Annotated in this window: 16 protein-coding genes; 4 read left to right on the top strand and 12 right to left on the bottom strand. The window is 62.3% G+C overall.

Going from position 1 to position 22549, the window contains the following annotated elements; translation table 11 throughout:
• Window positions 1-157: 157 nt before the first annotated feature.
• From F8A90_RS02235 to glyA, 5 genes are all read right to left on the bottom strand, one after another.
• On the bottom strand, window positions 158-859 hold the full coding sequence (locus F8A90_RS02235; protein ID WP_233593406.1) for a sarcosine oxidase subunit gamma: 702 nt from the start codon (window positions 857-859) through the stop codon (window positions 158-160).
• Window positions 852-3959: a sarcosine oxidase subunit alpha family protein gene (locus F8A90_RS02230; RefSeq protein WP_200018740.1), complete on the bottom strand. Its 3108-nt coding sequence runs from the start codon at window positions 3957-3959 to the stop codon at window positions 852-854. Before F8A90_RS02230 ends, F8A90_RS02235 begins: the two co-directional genes overlap by 8 nt.
• On the bottom strand, window positions 3956-4282 hold the full coding sequence (locus tag F8A90_RS02225) for a sarcosine oxidase subunit delta (RefSeq protein WP_043333138.1): 327 nt from the start codon (window positions 4280-4282) through the stop codon (window positions 3956-3958). Before F8A90_RS02225 ends, F8A90_RS02230 begins: the two co-directional genes overlap by 4 nt.
• Before the next feature lie 25 nt (window positions 4283-4307).
• Window positions 4308-5558: a sarcosine oxidase subunit beta family protein gene (locus F8A90_RS02220; RefSeq protein ID WP_200018738.1), complete on the bottom strand. Its 1251-nt coding sequence runs from the start codon at window positions 5556-5558 to the stop codon at window positions 4308-4310.
• Between the two features lie 141 nt (window positions 5559-5699).
• Entirely contained in the window at window positions 5700-7010 is a 1311-nt protein-coding gene (gene glyA, locus F8A90_RS02215) for a serine hydroxymethyltransferase (RefSeq protein ID WP_200018736.1), read from the bottom strand.
• Window positions 7011-7380: 370 nt separating this feature from the next.
• Here glyA and F8A90_RS02210 point away from each other — a divergent pair, with 370 nt between their 5' ends.
• Window positions 7381-8271 carry an AEC family transporter gene (locus F8A90_RS02210; RefSeq protein WP_054555340.1) on the top strand — a complete coding sequence of 297 codons (891 nt, stop codon included), beginning with the start codon at window positions 7381-7383 and terminating at the stop codon, window positions 8269-8271.
• A 575-nt stretch (window positions 8272-8846) separates the two neighbouring features.
• Here the strand turns inward: F8A90_RS02210 and nhaC are convergent.
• Together nhaC and F8A90_RS02200 are read right to left on the bottom strand one after the other, a co-directional pair.
• Window positions 8847-10379, bottom strand: a complete 1533-nt coding sequence (gene nhaC / locus F8A90_RS02205) for a Na+/H+ antiporter NhaC (protein ID WP_233593405.1) — start codon at window positions 10377-10379, stop codon at window positions 8847-8849.
• A 224-nt stretch (window positions 10380-10603) separates the two neighbouring features.
• A complete protein-coding gene (locus tag F8A90_RS02200) occupies window positions 10604-11713 on the bottom strand; it encodes a hybrid-cluster NAD(P)-dependent oxidoreductase (protein ID WP_166019786.1) in 1110 nt (369 codons plus the stop codon).
• Between the two features lie 690 nt (window positions 11714-12403).
• Between F8A90_RS02200 and F8A90_RS02195 the strand changes: the two genes are divergently transcribed.
• The gene (locus F8A90_RS02195; protein WP_200018734.1) at window positions 12404-13687 is read left to right on the top strand and encodes an aromatic ring-hydroxylating oxygenase subunit alpha; all 1284 of its coding nucleotides are present in this window, start codon (window positions 12404-12406) and stop codon (window positions 13685-13687) included.
• A 154-nt stretch (window positions 13688-13841) separates the two neighbouring features.
• Here the strand turns inward: F8A90_RS02195 and cyoE are convergent, their stop codons facing one another.
• The 5 genes from cyoE to cyoA are packed head-to-tail and all read right to left on the bottom strand — an operon-like array spanning window position 13842 to window position 18646.
• Window positions 13842-14696: a heme o synthase gene (gene cyoE / locus F8A90_RS02190; protein ID WP_166019784.1), complete on the bottom strand. Its 855-nt coding sequence runs from the start codon at window positions 14694-14696 to the stop codon at window positions 13842-13844.
• Window positions 14697-14709: 13 nt separating this feature from the next.
• Complete coding sequence (cyoD, locus tag F8A90_RS02185) at window positions 14710-15039, bottom strand: cytochrome o ubiquinol oxidase subunit IV (protein ID WP_107335551.1); 330 nt, start codon at window positions 15037-15039, stop codon at window positions 14710-14712.
• Window positions 15036-15662, bottom strand: a complete 627-nt coding sequence (gene cyoC / locus F8A90_RS02180) for a cytochrome o ubiquinol oxidase subunit III (protein WP_131431257.1) — start codon at window positions 15660-15662, stop codon at window positions 15036-15038. The genes cyoD and cyoC overlap by 4 nt, the downstream gene beginning before the upstream one ends.
• Before the next feature lie 2 nt (window positions 15663-15664).
• The gene (gene cyoB / locus F8A90_RS02175; RefSeq protein WP_054555335.1) at window positions 15665-17674 is read right to left on the bottom strand and encodes a cytochrome o ubiquinol oxidase subunit I; all 2010 of its coding nucleotides are present in this window, start codon (window positions 17672-17674) and stop codon (window positions 15665-15667) included.
• A gap of 3 nt (window positions 17675-17677) precedes the next feature.
• Window positions 17678-18646, bottom strand: a complete 969-nt coding sequence (gene cyoA / locus F8A90_RS02170) for a ubiquinol oxidase subunit II (RefSeq protein ID WP_166019907.1) — start codon at window positions 18644-18646, stop codon at window positions 17678-17680.
• Between the two features lie 1411 nt (window positions 18647-20057).
• On the opposite strand from cyoA, the gene F8A90_RS02165 reads away from it, so the two are divergent.
• Together F8A90_RS02165 and F8A90_RS02160 are read left to right on the top strand one after the other, a co-directional pair.
• Entirely contained in the window at window positions 20058-20687 is a 630-nt protein-coding gene (locus F8A90_RS02165; RefSeq protein ID WP_166019783.1) for a flavin reductase family protein, read from the top strand.
• Between the two features lie 232 nt (window positions 20688-20919).
• Window positions 20920-22500: a BCCT family transporter gene (locus tag F8A90_RS02160; RefSeq protein WP_166019782.1), complete on the top strand. Its 1581-nt coding sequence runs from the start codon at window positions 20920-20922 to the stop codon at window positions 22498-22500.
• Window positions 22501-22549: the final 49 nt, after the last annotated feature.

Here is a 22549-nt window from a genome sequence, read left to right as displayed (position 1 = left end):
GCCCTGCGCGACAAACCAATATTATTGAGGCGGGCTTCAGTATTTCTGAAGCCCGCCTCCTGGCCCGGGCAAGGCCCCTGGCAGTTGATTCAGGTCATGGCGTGCGCCTGCGACAGAGCTCTCTCCATACGCAGACCTCTCTCTCCATACGCAGATATCAGGCCTTGATGCAGACCCCGAATTCCTCGCTGGCATCCAGCAGCCAGCGGCCGAGGTAATCGGCGAAGCTTCTGCGCACCACCAGCTCGAATTCGCTCTCGCTGACGCGGCGCAGCACCAGTGTCGCCTTGGCGAACACCGCCGGCACACCCCGTCCGACCGGGAAGGCACGCGGGTGTACATCGGTGGGCGTCGACTTCATCAGCACCTGACGCGCCTGGTCGCCACTCAGCGAGATGACGGTCTGACCACCGCTGACGTTGACCACCTGAAAGCGGCCGGCCAACGCCTCATGCAGCGCCTTCTCGACAGCGAAGGCCTCCTCACCGGGCACCAGGATCAGCCACTCATCCGGTGACAGCCACTGGATCGAGCGGCCGCCCTCATTCTGGTGGAGGGTCGCCGGTGTCAGCGGCAGCGCCAGACCCAGCGCCGCTTCGACACCCTCGGCGAAGCCCGGCTGCGCGGGGTCACCGCGCAACGTCAGGTGACCGAGAAACGCCTTCTCCTGCAGCACGACGCCGGCATCGCCGTCATCGCGGGCCGTGAACAGATGCGCCAGCGGCGAGCGGGCGCTCTGGGCGTGAACCTCGGGCGTCGGACGCTGGTCGATCACCGACGTCTGAGAGCTTGTCATGTCCTGCGGCTGCGCCTCGACGGCGGCACCCGCTTGCGGGTCGAGTGTGGTGGCATCAGACATGCTGGCGCTCCCCTTTCTTGTCGTAGAACACCGGTGATGTGATTTCGGCTTCCAGCGTCGTGCCATCCGCCTGTGGCAGGAACACCGTCTCTCCGATGCGCTTGGCACCGCCCTTGACCACCGCCAGCGCGAAGCCATGTCCCAGCGTCGGGCTGTAGTAGCTGGAGGTCACGTGGCCGACCATCGGCATCGGGATGGCGTGCTCCGGATCGAAGACGATCTGCGAGCCTTCCGGCAGCACGATGCGCTCATCGCCAGCCTTCTTGCGCGTCGGAATCAGGCCGACCATCTGCTTGCGGTCGTCGCGGCGGGTATCCGGACGCGACAGCGCACGCTTGCCGATCCAGGAATACGGCTTGTTGTAGCCGACACACCACTGCATGCCGAGGTCTTCCGGGGTGATCGAGCCATCGGTGTCCTGACCGACGATGATGAAGCCCTTCTCGGCGCGCAGCACGTGCATGGTCTCGGTACCGTAGGGCGTGAGCCCGTACTTCTTGCCGCATTCGAACAGGCGCTTCCAGACATGCAGCCCGTAGTTGGCCGGCACGTTGAGTTCGTAGGACAGCTCACCGGTGAAGGAGATGCGGAAGATGCGCCCGGGAATGTCGGCGATCAGCCCTTCACGCACTTCCATGAACTTGAAGCTGTCACGGTCGAGATCGATGTCGGTCAGCTCGCTGACCAGTGCACGCGCCTCGGGGCCGGTGACGGTCAGGGTCGCCCAGTGATCGGTGACGCTGGTCATCTGCACGTCCAGTTCCGGCCATTCGGTCTGGTGCCACAGTTCCAGCCATTCCAGGATCGAGGCCGCACCACCGGTGGTGGTGGTCATCAGGAAGTGGTCTTCGGCCAGACAGGTGGTGACACCGTCGTCCATCACCATGCCGTCGTCGTGACACATCAGGCCGTAGCGCGCCTTGCCGACGCCCAGCTTGGCCCAGGCGTTGGTGTAGATGCGATTGAGGAACTCGCGCGCATCGCGACCGGTGATGTCGATCTTGCCCAGGGTCGAGGCATCCAGCACGCCGACCTTCTCGCGCACCGCCAGACACTCGCGCTCCACCGCGGCATGCATGTCCTCACTGCCCTGCGGGTAGTACCAGGGGCGCTTCCACTGGCCGACATCCTCGAACTTTGCCCCTTGCGCCACGTGCCATTCGTGCATCGCGGTGTAGCGGATCGGGTCGAACAGCTCGCCGCAGTGACGGCCGACGATGGCGCCGAAGGTCACCGGCGTGTAGTTGGGACGGAACACGGTGGTGCCGGTGTCGGGGATACTCTGCCCCAGACAGCGCGCGGCGACCGCCATGCCGTTGATGTTGCCCAGCTTGCCCTGGTCGGTGCCGAAGCCCATCGCGGTGTAGCGCTTGACGTGTTCGATGGACTCGAAGCCTTCGCGGGTGGCGAGCTCGATCCCGGCGGCAGTGACGTCGTTCTGCAGATCGACGAACTGCTTGGGCGCACGCGCGGTGGGCTTGTCATGCGGTACCTGATAGAGCGGCAGCATCGGGGATTCCGCAAGCTCGGACACCGCCGGCACCTCGGCCCGGGCGGTCTCGTACTCGCAGGCTTCCACTGCGGCGACACCGCTGGCGTAGGCCGCGACCAGCACATCTTCCAGCGCGAAGCTGCCATTGGCGGCACCACAGGCATCGAAGCCCTTGAGCATCGGCGCGCCCAGCGCGGGCAGGAAGCCGTGGATCTCGTCGCTCCACACCGGGCGTGCGCCGGTGTGTGCCGCCAGGTGAACCACCGGGCTGTAGCCGCCGGAACTGGCGATGGTGTCGCAGGCAACCTCTTCCACTTCACCGGTGACAGAGAAGCCGTCGATATCGATGGCCGCGATGCGCGCGCCTGTCACGCGGCGCTCACCCTTGGCCTCGATCACGGCGGCGCCGGTGATGATGCGGATGCCGGCGGCACGCGCCGCCTCGACCATCACGCCGGAAGGGGCCGGACGCGCATCGGCGATCGCGACCACTTCACGACCGGCCGCCTTCCATGCCAGCGCCGCGCGATAGGCGTAGTCGTTGTTGACCGACAGCACCAGCTTGTCACCGGCGGCGACGCCGTAACGAGTCAGATAGGTGGTGACGGCACCGGTCAGCAGGTTGCCCGGCACATCGTTGTGGCTGTAGACCAGCGGCCGCTCGTGGGCGCCAGTGGCCATGATGACGCGGTGGGCGCGCACGCGATGCAGGCGTGAACGTGCCTGCTGGGCGCCACGAGCATTGCGCGGCGCGAGATCGGCCTGATGCTCGGTGCGGCGCTCATGCAGCGTCACGAAGTTGTGATCGTGATAGCCGTTGGCGGTGGTGCGCGGCAGCAGCTGCACATCCTCACAGGCCGCAAGCTCCGCCAGCACGGCGTCACGCCATTCGATGGCGGGCTTGCCGTCCAGGGTCTGATCGAGACAGTCCGCCGACATGGAGAGCAGCGAGCCACCCAGCTCTTCCTGCTCGTCACACAGGATGACGCGCGCGCCGCTGCGGGCCGCGACCAGCGCCGCCATCAGGCCCGCCGGGCCGGAGCCGATCACCAGTACATCGGTGTGCTGATGCAGGTGATCGTAGATGTCCGGGTCGTCCTCGAGCGGAGAACGCCCGAGACCGGCGGCCTTGCGGATGTACTTCTCATAGGTCATCCACAGCGAGGCCGGCGCCATGAAGGTCTTGTAGTAGAAGCCCGGCGGCATGAACTTGCCGCCCAGCTTGCCGACCTGCGGCAGGAAGCGGCTCATCAGGTCCTTCTGGGCCTTGACCCAGCCGCTGACGGCGTGGGCTTCCAGGCCGTCGTAAAGCGCCTGCTGGGTGGCACGCACGTTGGGCACCTGGCCCGCTTCGGTGCTGCCCAGCTGCAGGATGGCGTTGGGCTCTTCGGCACCGGCGGCGACCAGGCCGCGCGGACGCGCATACTTGAAGCTGGCGTTGAGCACGTCGAGGCCGTTGGCCATCAGTGCCGAGGCGAGGGTATCGCCTGCCAGGCCCTGATAGCGCTTGCCATTGAAGGTGAAGGTCAGCGGCGTGGCGCGGTCGATGCGTCCACCCGAGGCGAGACGGCGCGGGGCAGCGGCGGTCTGGTTGTCTTGCTGGCTCATGCGCTCACCCCCTTGGCTTGCGTGGTCGGATCGGCTTTCGTCTCACCGGTGATGGTGGGCTGCTCGCCCATGCGATAGGTCTCGAGAATCTCGTAGGTCACGGTGTGGCGGGTGATGTTGAAATACTTGCGACAGCCCACGGCGTGAATCCACAGCTCGTGGTGGACGCCACGCGGGTTGTTGCGGAAGAACAGATAATCCCCCCACTCGGCATCGGAGCAGGCTTCAGGGTCCTTCGGGCGCTCGATATGCGCCTGGCCCTTGACGTGGAATTCCTCTTCCTCGCGCAGCTCGCCGCAGTAGGGACAGAAGATATGCATCATGGTCGGTCGTCTCCTGACGGCAGGTTCAGTGCGCGACGCCAGCGGCGCCGTGTTCGTCGATCAGCTTGCCCGTGTTGAAACGGTCATAGGAGAAGGGTTCTGCCAGCGGATGGGTGCGCCCCTTGGCCAGTGTCCAGGCAAAGACGTTGCCGGAACCCGGCGTGGCCTTGAAGCCACCGGTACCCCAACCGCAGTTGAAATAGAGCCCCTTCACGGGCGTCCTGGAAATGATCGGACAGGCGTCCGGGCAGGTGTCGACGATGCCGCCCCACTGACGGTTCATGCGTACCCGCGAGAAGATCGGGAACATCTCGACGATGGCCTGCAGGGTGTGCTCGATGGTCGGGTAGCTGCCACGCTGACCGTAGCCCACGTAGCCGTCGATGCCGGCCCCGATGACCAGGTCGCCCTTGTCCGACTGGCTGACATAGCCGTGGACGTGGTTGGACATCACCACGGTGTCGAGAATCGGCTTGAGCGGTTCGGAGACCAGCGCCTGCAGCGGGTGGGATTCCAGCGGCAGGCGGAAGCCGGCCTTCTCGGCCATCACGCCGGAGTTGCCGGCGGTGACCACGCCGACACGCTTGGCACCGATGAAGCCGCGCGAGGTTTCCACCCCGACGATGGCGCCATCCTGCTTGCGGAAGCCGGTGACCTCGGTCTGCTGGATCAGGTCGACGCCGAGGCTGTCGGCACCGCGCGCGAAGCCCCAGGCCACGGCGTCGTGACGCGCCACGCCACCGCGCGGCTGCCAGGAGGCGCCGAGAATCGGGTAGCGTGCGCGGCTCGAGCAGTCCATCGCCGGCACCAGTTCCTGCACCTGCTGGGCATCCAGCACTTCGCCATCGATGCCCTGCAGACGGTTGGCATTCACGCGACGCTGGATGTCACGCATGTCCTGCAGGGTGTGGCCCAGGTTGAGCACGCCACGCTGCGAGAACATCACGTTGTAGTTCAGGTCCTGAGAGAGGCCTTCCCACAGCTTCATGGAGTGCTCATAGAGCGCCGCCGCCTCGTCCCACAGATAGTTGGAGCGCACCAGGGTGGTGTTGCGCGCGGTGTTGCCGCCGCCCAGCCAGCCCTTCTCGATCACCGCGACATTGGTGATGCCGTGCTCCTTGGCCAGATAGTAGGCCGTGGCCAGACCATGCCCGCCGCCACCCACGATGACGACGTCGTATTCCTTCTTGGGTTCTGGGCTGCGCCAGACCTTCTGCCAGTTCTCATGGTGGCTGAGCGCATGCTTGACCAGCCCGAATCCCGAGTAACGCTGCATTTGCCACCCTCCTCACTTCTTTGCCACCGCAAGCGCTGTCCGGTGCTCTCGTCCGAGTGATGTCTGTTGTTGTCACCCGAGTGATGCCTCTGCGCTTGCGGCATGTGTCGTTGTTATCGTTGTCTCTCGCCAGCGCCTTGTTCAGGCAAGCGCAGCGGGGTCGGTCACGCTGTTGGATGCGTAGACCGGGAAGCGTGAACAGACTTCCTCGACCTTGCCGCGCACCTCGGCTTCCACCTTGGCGCTCTCGCCGGTGGACAGCGCGTCGAGCAGGTCACAGATCCAGCCGGCCAGTGCCTCGCATTCCGCCTCGCCGAAGCCGCGCGTGGTGGCGGCCGGAGTGCCGATGCGCAGCCCGGAGGTCACGAAGGGGCTCTGCGGGTCATTCGGCACGCTGTTCTTGTTGACGGTGATATGGGCGCGGCCCAGTGAGGCATCCGCGTCCTTGCCGGTCACGCCCTGGCGGATCAGCGAGACGAGGAACAGATGGTCATCGGTGCCACCGGAAACGACGTCGTAGCCACGCTCCATGAAGACCTCGGCCATCACGCGAGCATTGGCGATCACGCGTGCCTGGTAGCTGACGAAGTCCTGGCTCATCGCTTCCTTGAAGGCCGCGGCCTTGGCAGCGATGACGTGCATCAGCGGGCCGCCCTGCTGGCCGGGGAAGACGGCGCCATTGAGCTTCTTGTGCAGCGCTTCATCACCGGTGGCGGAGAGAATCAGGCCACCGCGCGGGCCGCGCAGCGTCTTGTGGGTGGTGGTGGTGACGACATGGGCGTAGGGCAGCGGGCTCGGGTAGTGACCCGCCGCGACCAGACCGGCCACGTGGGCCATGTCGACCATCAGCCAGGCGCCGATCTCGTCGGCGATATCGCGGAAGCGACGCCAGTTGACCACGCGCGAGTAGGCGGAGAAGCCGGCGATGATCATCTTCGGCTTGTGCTCACGTGCCAGACGCTCCATCTCCTCGTAGTCCAGCTCGCCGCTTTCGGTCAGGCCGTACTGGATGGCGTTGTAGTGCTTGCCGGAGAAGTTGGGCGCCGCGCCGTGGGTCAGGTGGCCACCATGCGCCAGACTCATGCCGAGAATGGTGTCACCCGGCGAGACCAGCGCCATGAACACGGCCGCATTGGCCTGGGCGCCGGAGTGCGGCTGCACGTTGGCGTAGTCACAGCCGAACAGCGCACAGGCGCGCTCGATGGCCAGCGTCTCGACCTTGTCGACGAACTCGCAGCCGCCGTAGTAGCGCTTGCCCGGATAGCCTTCGGCGTACTTGTTGGTCAGCTGGCTGCCCTGGGCTTCCATTACCAGCGGGCTTGCATAGTTCTCGGAGGCGATCAGCTCGATATGCGCTTCCTGACGCGCTGTCTCTTCGAGGATGGCCTCGGCCAGTGCAGGGTCGAGTCTGGCCAGTCGGTCATCACGGGTGTAGCCATGTTGCTGAGACATTGCGCGCCTCCGGTAAGCGGATCGTTGTTGGAGTGGGTCGATGAAAGGGGATCTGTGATCGTCTGTTCGCCCGAATCCTGTCGAGTCAGCCCGGCGCCAAGGCCTTGGGTGGCTGTCTTGACCCGATACTAGCCCTGCCCCCCTGCGGCAAACTGCTTGTCAGCGTCACCCCGCAGCGCGAATGCGACATCGGCAGGCAAAAGCGACATCTCGACGGCCCGCACAGGGGAGCTGCAAATAGTGGCTGCCCGCCAATGGCGCTACACCGACGCCCCATCGGGCAGGTATGCTAGACACCGATATCGTGCGATCAGGCGCCGGATGACGACTGATCCATGCAAGCGCGCGCCTGGGGAAGGGAGTTGAGAATATGCTGATGGAATTGCTGGCGGTGATGGCACCGGTACTGTGTGGCGCCGCCATCGGCTTCTTCTGGGTCAGGCTGGGCAACGACTACCCGATGGCCTTCGTCACCCGGCTGGTGCTCTACATCGGCACGCCGGCGCTGATCCTCAATGCGCTGGGCAGCGCCGAGATCGACAACTCGAGCTTCCTGCGTACGGGCCTGGCGACGCTGTCTGTGATGGCCCTGCTGCTGGCGCTGAGCTGGCCCTTCGCGCGCCTGATCGGCAAGCCGTGGAAGGTGGCGGTGGCGCCATTGCTGTTCTCCAACGTCGGCAACATGGGCCTGCCTGTCTCGCTCTACGCCTTCGGTCAGGCCGGCTTCGCCTACGCCATCACCATCATGGTCACCATGTCGCTGCTGCAGTTCACCCTCGGCGCCTGGCTTGCCAGTACCAGCGGCAACCCGCTGCGCAGCGTGGTGCGCTCGCCGACCATCTGGGCCAGCATCGTCGCCACCCTCATGCTGCTCTGCGATGTGCACATGCCACGCTTCGTCGCCAACAGCCTGGAGCTGATCTCCGGCTTCACCGTGCCGCTGATGCTGATCACCCTGGGCGTGTCGCTGGCCAGCATTCGCGTCAAGAATCTGGCGGCGGGCGTGGGCTTCAGCGTCCTGCGCATTCCCTTTGCTGCCCTGTGTGCCTGGGGGATCGGCACCCTGCTGGACCTGCCCCCGCTGGCACTGCATGTGTTGACCATGCAGATGGCCATGCCGGTGGCGGTCTACAACTACATGTTCGCCCAGAAGGCAGGTCGCGAGCCGGAATACGTGGCCACACTGGTGTTCTGCTCGACGCTCGCCGCCTTCCTCTATCTGCCCATGCTGCTGGCGGCGATGGGGGCGACACTGGGCTGACCCGACGGCAGCTGCCCGAGCCTTCCCACACTCAATGACAGGCACAAAAAAACCACGCGAGCCTGAGGCTTGCGTGGTCGTGTGACACCTTCCTGCGGAAACTGCCGTGCCGTGAAGAAGACGGTATTGCACCATCCCGATAGTGAGCAGCACGGCGCTTCCTGTTGCGACGATCAGCCTTGTAGTCCTGCTGGCACCCGCTCCCGGCCTGGAGGTGGTGCACCGTTCCCCTGTGTCATCATTGCCCTTTTGACCAAACCCGTGACTGGAGTGGCAGTCGTGGACCTGACGTGAACGCTCTCCGCTCTCGACCCGCAGCTGAAGATGGCATGCAGCCCAACGGGGCCTTGTGCTTTTGGCGCCGGGGCGAACCCTGGCGTGGCTCGGCGGGACTTCCTGCAGAACCACTTCCCGCAAAGTCCCCTGCACTGCTTGCGCTCATTCACGTGGCAACATCTGAAGGGTAGCCCCGAAGTCGTCTGCACCTCCAGATGGTTTGTGCCGTCTTCCTGCGCGAGTCGACTTGCTCATGAACCTGAGCATGAAGTCGTAGAGCACTCATACCCGACAGACTGTCAGCGCACCTCGGGCGTGGCGGCTTGCAGTCCCGCCAGGCCCTCGGCCTGCTGCTGACGCAGCTGGGCCAGCGTTGTCACGGCATGTCCCCTGGCTTGCCATTCGGCGCGCTCGGCATCGTCGGCCCGGATGATGAAGCGTCCAAGCAGGGTGTAGAGCAGCCCCAGCAACGGTGACAGCCAGCAGGCGAAGGCCAGCGGAATGTAAAGCAGCCCCTCCATGCCCGCGCCACCGGCCATCAGCCCCAGCGAACTGATCACCACCGCACCACTCGCATTCCAGGGCACCAGCGGCGAGATCAGCGTGCCGCCCTCTTCCAGTGAGCGTGACAGGTTGAGCGTCGAGTAGCCTTCTCCGCGGAATACCGGCGCGTACATGCGCCCCGGCAGAGCGATCGAGAGGTAGGGGTCGCCCGCGATGACATTGGTCAGCGCCGCCGTGGAACTGGCCGCGACCTGCAGACCGAAGATACCGCGCACCTTGACCAGCACCGCGGCGCACAGCACCTCCAGACAGCCGATCACCTCCAGCATCCCCCCGAAGGCCAGTGCGATCATCACCAGCAGGATGACCCAGGCCATCGACATCAGGCCACCGCGATTGAGCAGGCTGTCGATCTCGCTCACGCCGGTGTTCAGGGTGTAACCACTCTGCATATAACCGAACAGTGCCTTGATGGCCTCGCCCTGGACACCATAGGCCACCACGGCGCCCGCCAGCACCCCGACGAACAGCGCCGGCAGTGCCGGCATGCGCGCGATCGCCAGCGCCATCACCAGCAGCGGCGGCACCAGCACCCACAGATTGAATTCGAAGGCACCTGACAGCCCGGCAGTGATGGCAGTGATGCGCTCGAGATCCAGCGACTGGCCAGCGGCGAGCAGGTTGCCGGCGATCAGGTAGATCACCAGCGCGATCAGCATGGAGGGAATGGTGGTCGGCATCATGTTGCGGATATGCGCGAACAGATTCACGCCCGTCACCGCCGGTGCCAGATTGGTGGTATCCGACAGCGGCGAGACCTTGTCACCGAAGAAGGCGCCGGACACCACCGCACCGGCGGTCCACCACGGCGGTATGTCGAAGCCGGCCCCGATACCCATCAGCGCAAGCCCTACCGTACCCACCGTGCCCCAGCTGGTGCCCAGTGTGACCGAGACCACCGAGCACAGCAGCATGGCCGCCGCCAGGAAGTATTCCGGCGAGACCAGCTTGAGCCCGTAGTAGATGATCATCGGCACGCTGCCGGAGGCGATCCACACCCCGACCGTCATGCCGACCAGAATCAGGATCGCGATGGAGGGCAGGCCGACACGCACGATGCGCATCATGCCCTCTTCCATCGCCGACCAGCCGTAGCCCAGCTTCCAGCCGACCAGCGCCGTCATCGCGACGCCACAGATCAGCGGTACGTGCGGAGTGAATTCACCGAAGACAAAAAGTTGCAGGGCCAACACGGCCAGCGTTGCCAGGATGGGCAAGCTGGCCATGAGCAGGGAGGGGCGTTGCGGTGCATCGACATCACGAGTCATGAGACATTGCTCCATTAGCCAGTTGTACTTGTTGTACTTGTTGTCCCCCCACGCTAACCGACTCATGTCCCGACAGATGACTGACAGCGTCACCGACCTCCCTGTAAGCGACATCGTCTACGACTTTCCGCCTATCACTTGCGCGAGATTCATTCACCTCGCCGGGGACTGTCACCAACTTCATCTTGTGGTGAAAAGATGCTCTCCACCTGAACCTCAGATCCTCAGTAATCGATCACCACATCGCCATTGGGCACGCTGCAGCAGGACAGGATGAAGCCTTCGGCGACATCTTCATCGGTGATGCCACCGTTGTGTTCCATCGCGACCTCGCCCGAGACCTTCTGCACCCGACAGGTGCCGCAGATACCCATGCCGCAGGCCTTGGGAATATGCAGGCCGAGCTTGGCGGCGGCAGCGTGGACGGTCTCACCCGGGGCGATCTGCACCGACTTGCCGGTGGCGGAGAACTCGACCCGCGTGAGATCGGAGCGGTCCAGTTCATCGGCCAGCACCTCGGCCTGTTCGGCCTGCTCGATGGCCTCCTCCTCGACATCGACCGGCGTGGCCCCGAAGGACTCCTCGTGATAGCGGCTCATGTCGAAGCCGTGGCTGCGCAGCAGATGCTTGACCGCATTCATGTAGGGCGTGGGGCCACAGCAGAAGATCTCGCGCTCCATGAAGTCCGGCGCGATCATCTCGAGCATCGCGTCGGTGAGATAGCCGCGATAGCCGGACCAGGTCTGGCCGGTCTCGAAGCGCTCACAGATGACATGCATGTTGAACTCCGGCACGCGGGAATCCATGAACTCGAGCTGACGCCAGAAGATGATGTCGCGCGGGCTGCGCGCACTGTGCACGAAGGAGATATCCACATTGGCGTTGGTATCGAAGTACCAGCGCGCCATCGACATCAAGGGCGTGATGCCCACGCCGCCGGACAGCATCAGAATGCGTTCCGCCGGGTAGTCGATGCAGTTGAAGTTGCCGACCGGGCCGTGCACGGCCAGCACGTCGCCTTCGTTGAGGTTGTCGTGCAGCCAGTTGGAGACCAGCCCGCCCGGCACGCGCTTGACGGTGATCGAGAAGCTGTAGGGCACCGACGGTGAGCTGGAGATGGTGTAGGAGCGCATGATCTGCTGGGCATCGATCTCGAGCTCCAGGGTCACGAACTGCCCCGGCTTGAAGAAGAACATCACCGGCTGTTCGGCCATGAAACAGAAGGTGCGCACATCCCAGGTTTCCTGAATGACCTTCACGCAGCGCACGCTATGTCGACCGTTGGTCCAGGTCTGCGTCGTAACCGGATTGAAGTTGCTGAGTGTGGTGCTCATGAAGGCCTCGCTGGGCATGTTGTTCTTGGAGACATGTTCTTGAAGGGGCAGTGTCAGTTCTTGAAGAGACAGTGTCAGGCCACCCTGCGCTGCGTGCGCGACCAACGGTGGGGCATGCTCTGGATTGTCGAGTCAGCGTCCGGCAAGCATTTATCCGTGCACGACAGAAACATGCCCGATCCCTCCAATCACGCCCCCGCAGCGCCCTGCCCCCGCCTCAGCGCTGCGCCTGCCTGTGCCTCGAAGGCCCTGCGCAGACGAGCGGCGTCGGAAATACATCATTGAGCGTCGCCATCAGACATAAGTCGCGACTTGACCTCAGCCACACTGCGGTCCATGCGTGACAAAGCCACTCGGATATCATGCGGGCTGCCTGAACTTCCACGCTGACTATCCTGTTGAGCGAGCGGCCCCTCTGCCTGCGCCGCCCTCGACACCCGAACCGATCAGAACGGGATGACGCACCGCGCGATGCATCGGCACTCAGTCATAGTTGCGCTGACTCATAGGTGCGCTGACTACTAGATGCGCTGACTTATTAGGTGCGCCGATGTCTGCCGCGGTGCTGCCCGGCAATGGTCTGTTCACTCGTTCCCTCTGTCCCGGCTTCACAACAACAATGATCAGCACACTCACTCAACCCAAGGCGACCCTGCTCCCGGCGCCTACCGACCGTGCGAGGACACCGCGATGAGCGACTTACTGGAACACGCTCAGGATCAGCAGCGTCAGGCTGTACGCGAGGCCGCCGCGCGGCTTCTACAGGCCCGCAGCCCCGGCTACACCCTGCCCCAGCCCTTCTACAATGATCAGCGCCTGTTCGATCTCGACATGAAGGAGATCTTCGAGCGCGAGTGGCTGTTTGCCGGCCTCAGCAGCGAGATCCCGCTAAAGGGCAACTTCATGACCATGGATGTGGGCAACAGTCCGATCATCATCGTGCGCGGTGACAACGGGGCCATCCATGCCTTCCATAACGTCTGTCGCCATCGCGGCTCCCGCCTGTGCAGCACCGAGCGTGGCAAGGTCGCCAAGCTGGTGTGCGGCTATCACAAGTGGACCTATGAGCTGGATGGTCGCCTGCTGTTCGCCGGTTCCGACATGGGCACCACCTTCGATACCAGTGACTACGGCCTTCACCCCGTCCACGTGCGCTCAGCCGGCGGCATGCTGTTCATCAACCTCGCCGAGCAGCCCGAGAACTGTGAGCCGTTCTTCAAGACGCTGGAGTTCTACCTCAAGCCCTACGACATGGAGAACGTCAAGGTCGCGGCCAGCTCCTCCATCATCGAGGAAGGCAACTGGAAGCTGGTGATCGAGAACAATCGCGAGTGCTATCACTGCGATGGCTCCCACCCGGAGCTGCTCAACACCCTGCAGGAATTCGATGACACCGATGACCCGCGTGCCACCGAAGCCTACAAGGCGCTGGTCGCGAAGAAGCAGGCCGACTGGGATGCCGAGAAGGTGCCCTATCAGCTGGTGCGCTTCGGTCGCCGCAATCGCATGACGCGCACGCCGCTGCTGGAAGGCACCGTCTCGATGACCACGGACGGCACGCCGGCGTGCAAGAAGCTGTTGGGTCGCCTGCAAAGCCCCGACATGGGCTCGCTGCGCATCCTCAACCTGCCCAACTCCTGGAACCACTTCATGGGCGATCATGCCGTGGTCTTCCAGGTCGACCCCATCGGCCCCCTCAAGACCCGCGTGACCACCAAGTGGCTGGTGCACAAGGACGCGGTGGAAGGTGTCGACTACGACCTGGCGAAACTGCGCAAGGTGTGGGACGCCACCAATGATCAGGACCGACAGCTGGTGGAAGAGAACCAGCGCGGCGTCAACTCCAGCGCCTATCAGCCCGGCCCCTACTCGGCGACCTTCGAGTTCGGCGTCGTCGACTTCGTCGACTGGTATGCCGAGCGCATGCAGGAAGCGCTCAAGGAACAGCAGGAGCCGCATCTGCAGCTGGCCTGAGAGCTTGAGTCCTTGATGCCTTGAGTCCTCGAAACCTGAGACTCTGAAAGACAGACAAGAAAAAACCCGCCACCGGCAAGCCGGTGGCGGGTTTTTTGGCTTTCACCCGGGCAACACGCCGAAGGCGGGTCACCCGGGAGGTACTACGGCTGGATTACAGCTGCGTGTCCAGGCTCATCATCAGGCTGAGCGCCATGACGATGATGATGGAGAAGCCGAACAGCTTGCGTGCCCAGGAGGCATCAGGCTGATCCTTGAGGCGCCAGGCGGCCAGATACAGCCACCAGCCACCCGTGACGGTCGCGACTACCAGATACCAGATGCCGGTATATCCCCACAGTGTCAGCAACAGCGACACCGGGATGAAGCCGGCAATGTACCCCGTCACTACACGCTTGGCATGCTCCATGCCTCGCGCTACCGGGAGTACCGGAATATTGGCGGCCCGATAGTCATCGACACGAAACATGGCAATCGCATAGGAATGCGGCATCTGCCACATGCTGAAGATGATCAACAGCAGCAGCGCCCCCATGTCCGCCTGACCGGTGACGGCCAGGTAACCGACCACTGGCGGCGCAGCGCCGGACAGTGAGCCGATGAGGGTGCCATACACCGAACCACGCTTGAGCCACATGCTGTAGGCCCCGACGTAGATCACGAAGCCCAGTCCCACGGCGATCATCGCCATGAGGTTGGTCATCATGGCCAGAAGCCAGAAGCCTGCAAGGCCCAGCACGCTGCCGAAGACGAAAGCCCCCTTCAGCGAGATATCGCCCTGCACCAGAGCGCGGCCCTGGGTACGTGCCATGTGGCGGTCGATATCGCGATCGATGCAGTTGTTGAACACACAGCCTGAGGCCACGATCAACGCCACCCCGACCAGGGTGGCGATGAACAGCGCCCAATCCACCTCACCACCGGAAGCGAGAAAGAAGCCGCCGCTGACGGTGATCAGGTTGCCGAAGATAATGCCCGGCTTGGTGGTACGCAGGTAGTCCTTGATCATCAGGCTCACGCTATCAGATGGGCATCATGTTCTGATTCAGCTCGATCATGATCCACATGGAACCACCAACGACGATTGCCACGATCACCAGGGTGAACAGCATGGCCATGACATTCCAGCTCTGCTCCTTGGAGCCGTCCAGGTGCAGGAAGAAGTACAGCTGCACGAAGACCTGAGCGATGGCGAAGCCGTAGACGGCCCAGATCACGCCGACACCCGGATCGTCCATCATCATCACCATCCCGAACGGGATGATGGTCAGGATGATGGAGAGAATCAGACCGGTCACGTACTGCTTGACGCTGCCGTGATTGTCGTTGTGGTCGTTGTTGGAATGGCTCATAGCATCACTCCTGTGAGATAGACGACGGTGAAGACGCAGATCCAGATGACGTCCAGGAAGTGCCAGAACAGGCTGAGCATCATCAGACGACCGCGATGCATTTCCGTCAGGCCTTTCTGCTTGACCTGGAAGATCAGCAGCGCCATCCAGATCAGACCGACGGTCACGTGCAGACCGTGGGTACCGACCAGGGTGAAGAAGGCAGACAGGAACGCGGACTTGTCCGGACCATGGCCGTTCACGATCAGGTGGTGGAACTCATAGATTTCCATCGCGATGAAGCCTGCGCCACAGGCGAAGGTGATCATCAGCCACTTGATCACCGCGGAGCTGTCTCCGCGGTTCATGCCCAGCATCGCCAGGCCGTAGGTGAAGCTCGAGGCCAGCAGCAGTGCGGTCTCGACCAGCACGAAGTCCAGCTCGAAGATCTCGGCGCCCGTCGGGCCACCGGCATACGCCTGGCTCAGCACCACGTAGCCCGCGAACAGCATCGCGAACAGGATGCAGTCGCTCAGCAGATAGAGCCAGAAACCGAAGACCTTCAGGCCGTTGGTATCGTGATGCTCGTGATCGTCATGGGCGTCATGCGCCCCATCGTGAGATGTCATTGCATTATTCGCCATGATTACCCCTGAACCACTGTGTCGTTAGGTGTGCGGGCGCTGGGCAGGGCGCGACGCTCGCGACCCTCACGCTCGACGCGCTCCACTTCCTCGACGGACACGTAGTAGTCGATGTCGTAGTTGAAGGAGCGCACGATGAAGGTGGCGATCATGCCGACCAGCCCGACCACGGCCATCCACCAGATGTGCCAGATCAGTGCGAAACCGAACACCAGGCTGAAGGCGGAGATGATGACGCCAGCAGCGGCGTTGCGCGGCATGTGGATCGGCGCATAAGGCTTCTTGGCCTCCTGCTCGATGCCACGTTCCTTCATTTCCCAGAACTCGTCGAGCTCGGAAACCTGCGGCTCGTGAGCGAAGTTGTAGAACGGTGCCGGTGAAGTGGTGCTCCACTCCAGCGTACGACCGCCCCAGATATCGCCAGTGGTGTCCTGCAGCTGCTTGCGGTTCTTGATGCTGACCGCGATCTGGATCACGGTGCACGCGATACCGATCATGATCAGGCAGGCGCCGATGAAGGCGACGACCAGGTACGGTACCCACAGCGGGTTGTCGACGTGCTGCAGACGACGGGTCATGCCCATGAAGCCGAGGATGTACAGCGGCATGAAGGCGAGGTAGAAGCCAGTGATCCAGAACCAGAAGGAACGCTTGCCCCACTTCTCGCACAGCATGAAGCCGGTCGCTTTCGGGAACCAGTAGGTGATACCGGCCATCGCACCGAAGACCACGCCGCCGATGATGACGTTGTGGAAGTGAGCGATCAGGAACAGCGAGTTGTGCAGTACGTAGTTGGCGCCCGGAACGGCCAGCAGAACGCCGGTCATGCCACCGATGGTGAAGGTGACGATGAAGCCCAGGGTCCACAGCACCGGAGAGGTCATCTCGACGCGACCGCGGTACATGGTGAACAGCCAGTTGAAGATCTTCACACCTGTCGGGATCGAGATGATCATCGTCGCGATACCGAAGAAGGCGTTCACGTCAGCGCCGGCACCCATGGTGAAGAAGTGGTGCAGCCAGACGATGAACGACAGGACGGTGATGACGAGAGTCGCCCACACCAGCGAGGTGTAACCGAACAGCTTCTTCTTGGAGAAGGTGGAGATGACTTCGGAGAACACACCGAAGACCGGCAGCACCAGGATGTACACCTCAGGATGGCCCCAGGCCCAGATGAGGTTGACGTACATCATCATGTTTCCACCAAGGTCATTGGTGAAGAAGTGGAAGTCGAGGTAGCGATCGAGCGTCAGCATCGCGATGGTAGCGGTCAGAATCGGGAAGGCCGCGACGATCAGGACGTTGGCGCACAGTGCGGTCCAGGTGAAGACCGGCATTTTCATCAGGGACATGCCCGGCGCACGCATCTTGAGGATGGTGGCGATGAAGTTGACACCTGTCAGCAGGGTACCGACACCGGAGATCTGCAATGACCAGATCCAGTAATCCACCCCGACCCCGGGACTGTAATTGGCCCCCGACAACGGCGGATAGGCCAGCCAGCCGGTCTTGGCGAACTCACCCAGACCCAGAGAGATGTTGACCAGCAGCGCGCCGACCACGAACAGCCAGAAGCTGAGCGAGTTCAGGAACGGGAAGGCCACGTCACGTGCGCCGATCTGCAGCGGCACGACGACGTTGATCAGACCGATGACCAGCGGCATCGCCACGAAGAAGATCATGATCACGCCGTGGGCAGTGAAGATCTGGTCGTAGTGATCCGGGGGCAGATAGCCGTGCCCGCCGGTGGACGCCAGCATCTGCTGGGAACGCATCATGATCGCATCGGAGAAACCACGGATCAGCATCACCAACGCGACGATGATGTACATCATGCCGATCTTCTTGTGATCGACAGAGGTGAACCACTCATTCCACAGGTAGGCCCACTTTTTCTTTACCGTGATGAAGCCGAACAGGGCTGCACCACCGAGGATTACCGCCGCAAGCACGATCATGACGATCGGCTCGTGATACGGAACAGCCTCTATTGTGAGTTTTCCAAGCATTGCTTATTCCTCGGTTGCCATCGCAGATTCAGCGTGACCAGAAGCGTCATGATCGGACATGCCGTGTTCGGCGTTGTCGTGATGCATTCCACCCTTCTTCATGTGGCGCATCTGATCATCGCTCATGCCCAGCTCCATGCCGTCCATGTAGGGCGCCATGATCTGCTCATACAGGTTCGGCTTGACCTGACCATAGAAGGTCGGGGCAACGTCCTCGCTCGGCTCCTGGAGAGCGGCGAAGCCAGCGTCATCCAGCACCTTGCTGCTGCCGCGTGCCTTCTCGATCCAGGCGTCGAAGTCACCTTCGCTCATGACGTGCGTCTTGAAGTGCATGTCCGCGAAGCCGGCGCCGCTATAGCTGGCAGAGATACCGTCGTAGGTGCCCACTTCATTGCCGATCAGGTGCAGACGGTTTTCCATCCCCGCCATTGCATAGATCTGGCTACCGAGCTGCGGGACGAAGAACGAGTTCATCACCGTGTCGGATGTGATGTGGAAGCGAACCTGACGATCCACCGGCATGGCCAGTTCATTGACCGTCGCGATGCCCTGCTCCGGATAGATGAACAACCACTTCCAGTCCATGGACACGACCTGCACCTCGATCGGCTCACCGCCGTCGACGATCTCGGCACGCGGGTCCAGCTCATGCGTGCTCTTCCAGGTCAGGATGCCCAGAGCGAGGATGATCAGGCACGGAATGCCCCAGACCACGATCTCGATCTTGGTGGAATGCGCCCAGTTGGGCGTGTAGGTCGCCTTGCTCTGCTTGGTATCGCGATAGCGCCAGGCGAACCACAGCGTCATGAAGATGACCGGGATAACAACCACGAGCATCAGATAGGTAGCAGTCAGGATCAGCGACTTTTCGGATTCACCGATAGGCCCCTTGGGATCGAAGAGTACGGCGTCACAGCCGGACAGCATCAATAATCCCGCGAGGATAGGGAGTCCCCGCAGAGCCCCCCGCATTAGGCTTTTTCTCATCTCACGACCTCGTTGGAACACGCCATGGCGTCATGACGAGCCCACATGTGGAACACAGCGTTCGAAGAAATGACCAACAGGAAGCCGTCGATCTTTCGAACGAAATCAGAAGATTTCCCGCAGGCGGGCACAGGATAGAGAAAAGACAGGGGGGCTGACTACGGGGCAGGATGACGCACCAGGGGCCACATGCGGATGACTTCGGCCAGCCGGTGCGCACCAATCATGCCTTGGGCGGCATGAGTTCTCTCACGCTCGAGGGAGGTTAAGGCAGCTGGATCCGGTGGCGAAGCCGACACTCACCGCAATGATGTCGCGACAGTGCATGCCTTGCAGGGCCAGACAGAACCTCAATCGCCAGTCTTCACCGCAAAGCCAGCCCCCCTGCCCTGCCTGATGATGCCTGGGAGAATCACGACCTTGTCGCGCCACAATTCTGTGCATCTCCACAAATCTCCTTGCCACCGGCGCAGCACGCGGCGTCGAAGCAACCACTACCACCACACGATAATGCGCAACAAAAATCCAACAAATGACTAAATATCGAAATTAACTACCAAAAAATACGCCACTCGGCCTTTCAAAAGTTGCTGAAGTACTCCCCCACCCCGGGCGAGAGAGACATTTTCCCAGCATGATACTTGTATGATCCGGGCGTTCATTGATGAGAAAACATGCCTCATTATCGATCATGACCTGACAGGTAAATGCACCATGATGCGTCTCGCATGATGCTGGCATCCCCGATCAACAGGGGACGCTTTTTCGCAACCTTGGCATGCCATTCTCATGATCAATACCGAACCAAATGGCCTGATGACTGTCATTTTCTGTCATCCATTTACGCGGGCTCACCACCTTTCTGTCAGATGACGCCCAGCCCGCAACCATAAAAAATATACAAATAAACACAATACAGAAACTTTTTGGTTACAAATTCTGCACAAAAATCCGGTTTCCCGCCCCCATTGTGTGACTTGAGTCAGACAAGGAATGAACTCGACCGAGGCGTCAGGAACAACATCCTCGAAAAAGGTCAAGACCTGCGACAATTGACCACACCAAAAATACTGGCAATGATCTGGGAGAATTTCCCGGGACCTTTTCCACGCCCAGCAGCCAGATAGATCACTCTTCACCAGCACCAGCGGCCTGTGGGCAGGCGCGATTCGCGCTCCACATCCGCGATGATTCGCGGCCGCCACTCGCCACGACGACCAGATTTTCGCGCGCTCGGCCTGACGGTCTCTGACTCTCGAATGTCAGGCGCCGTGCCACATGCAGCCTGAGCGGATCGAGAGCCACGCCCTGCAACGCCCGCTCTGCGATAACAGCGCTATACAACGGCCCCAAAACAACAGCTCTACAACAACAGCCCTGCAACGAGACCCTCACCATGACTGCCTCCTCGACCACACATTCCCTCATCGCTGCCGACCAGCTTCCCGCAGGTATCCTCTATCGCCTGTTCTCCGGCAGCATCGCGCCCCGGCCGATCGCCTGGGTCTCGACCATCGATGCGGCAGGCAACACCAATCTCGCGCCCTTCTCGTTCTTCACCATCGCCAGCATCAATCCGCCGGTGCTCGCCTTCAGCCCGCTGCGCAATGGCGAAGGCAAGACCAAGGACACCCTCAACAACCTCGGACAGGTCGCGGAGTGCGTCATCCACATCGGTGGTGAGGCGATGAGCGAGGCGCTCAATCTCACCAGCGCCAGTCTCGCGGCCGACGAGGACGAGTTCACCCATGCGGGCCTGAACAAGGTAGCCATGCCGCCGCTTGCGGTTCCGCGCGTGGGGGGCGCCCCGATCGCCTTCGGTTGTCGCCTGCGCGACATCATCTCGTTCGGTGAGCAGCCGCTGGCCGGTTCACTGGTACTGGCCGAGGTGGTGGTGATGCATGCCGACGAAACGGTCTGGGATGGGCGGCATGTCGACAATGCGGTGCTGCGTGCCATCGGGCGCATGGCCGGCAGTGACTATGCACGCACGGACAGCCTGTTCAGTCTAGAGCGCCCCGAATGACTTCCCGGTACGAGCAATGGACCTATAAACCTCAATACAATCAATGCCTTTCATCGCACCACCAGGATGACTCAAGGTTTGACGCCGTCACCTGCAACTGGCAGAAATGCGCATGTTGCACAGGGCTTCAGACCAAGATCTGAACGCTTTCACCAGGCGGGACAAGGTCCCTCATTCTGACTCGAGATGCCCATAGGAGCGGCTATCGAAAGAAAAAATACGAGGTAACTTCATGTCATCGAATCCGTACGTGACGGATTACCAGATCGGTCAGGACAATGTTCAGCGACTCGGGCTGGATGTCCACAAGCCGGTCTTCACCATCAGTGCGCTGCTGATCGTAGGGTTCATCCTGTTCACGCTGCTGATGCCCGAGTCGGCAAAGTCGGCGCTGGGCGGTGCCAAGGCATGGTCCATCACCCATGGTGATTGGTTGTTCATGCTCGCCAGCAACTTCTTCATCCTGTTCTGCCTGCTGCTGGTTCTGCACCCGGTCAGCCGCCTGCGCCTGGGCGGACGCGACGCCAAGCCGGAATTCAGCCGCATGGCCTGGTTCGCGATGCTGTTCGCTGCCGGCATGGGCACCGGCCTGATGTTCTGGGGGGTCGCCGAGCCAGTGGCGTACTACACCGACTGGTCAGGCACGCCCCTGAACGCACCACCGCGCACGCCGGAAGGTGCAACGGCGGCACTCTCGGCCACCGTCTTCCATTACGGGCTTCACCCGTGGGCCATGTATGCCGTGATCGGCCTGTCACTGGCCTTCTTCGCCTACAACAAGGGCCTGCCGCTGACGCTGCGCTCGGTGTTCTACCCCTTGCTGGGTGAGCGTGTATGGGGCTGGAGCGGACATATCATCGATATCGTCGCGGTGCTCGCCACCCTGTTCGGCCTTGCCACCTCGCTGGGGCTGGGCGCGGCCCAGGCGGCCTCCGGGTTGGACCATCTGTTCGGCATCGGCGATGGACTGGTCAGCCAGATCGGCGTGATCGTGGCGGTCACGCTCGCGGCCATCTACTCGGTGAGTCGCGGCCTGGATGGCGGCGTCAAACGCCTCTCCAATCTCAACATGATGCTGGCCGCGCTGCTGGTGGTCTTCCTGTTCATCGTCGGCCCGACCATGGACATCATCACCGGGCTCGGCACCACCAGCGTCGGCTATCTGGAATATCTGCTGCCGCTGTCCAACTGGATCGATCGCCCCGACGAAGGCTGGTTCCATAGCTGGACCATCTTCTACTGGGCCTGGTGGATTTCCTGGTCGCCGTTCGTCGGCATGTTCATCGCGCGTATCTCCCGCGGACGCAGTGTGCGCGAATTCGTGACCGCCGTGCTGGTGGTACCGACCCTGGTCACCATCGTGTGGATGACCGTCTTCGGTGGCACCGCACTGGAAGAGGCGCGAGCCGCCGGCAGCGAACTGGCCCAGGGCATCGAGACTCCCTCGATGGCCATGTTCCAGATGTTCGACAGCCTGCCGCTGTCGTCCATCACGTCCTGCGTCGCCATCGTGCTGGTGCTGGTATTCTTCGTGACCTCCTCCGACTCCGGCTCGCTGGTGATCGACTCCATCACCGCCGGTGGCAAGCAGGATGCCCCGACGCGCCAGCGTGTCTTCTGGGCAGCGGCCGGCGGCCTGATCGCCTGTGCCCTGCTGTATGGCGGCGGCAACACCGCACTGAGTGCGCTGCAGGCGGGCGCCATCTCCACGGGGCTACCCTTCACGGTGGTACTGCTGGTGATGTGCTTCTCGCTGTTCCGCGGTCTGCGCTGGGAGAAACGCGAGTACGACCGCGCCAACGCATCGACCTGAGCCACTGCGCGCAGTGAAAAGAGGCGAGTGAGCACCCACGCAAAAGGGC

It is taken from the genome of Cobetia sp. cqz5-12 (assembly GCF_016495405.1).
Taxonomy (GTDB): Bacteria; Pseudomonadota; Gammaproteobacteria; order Pseudomonadales; family Halomonadaceae; genus Cobetia.
This window is presented reverse-complemented; position numbering and strand designations above follow the sequence as displayed.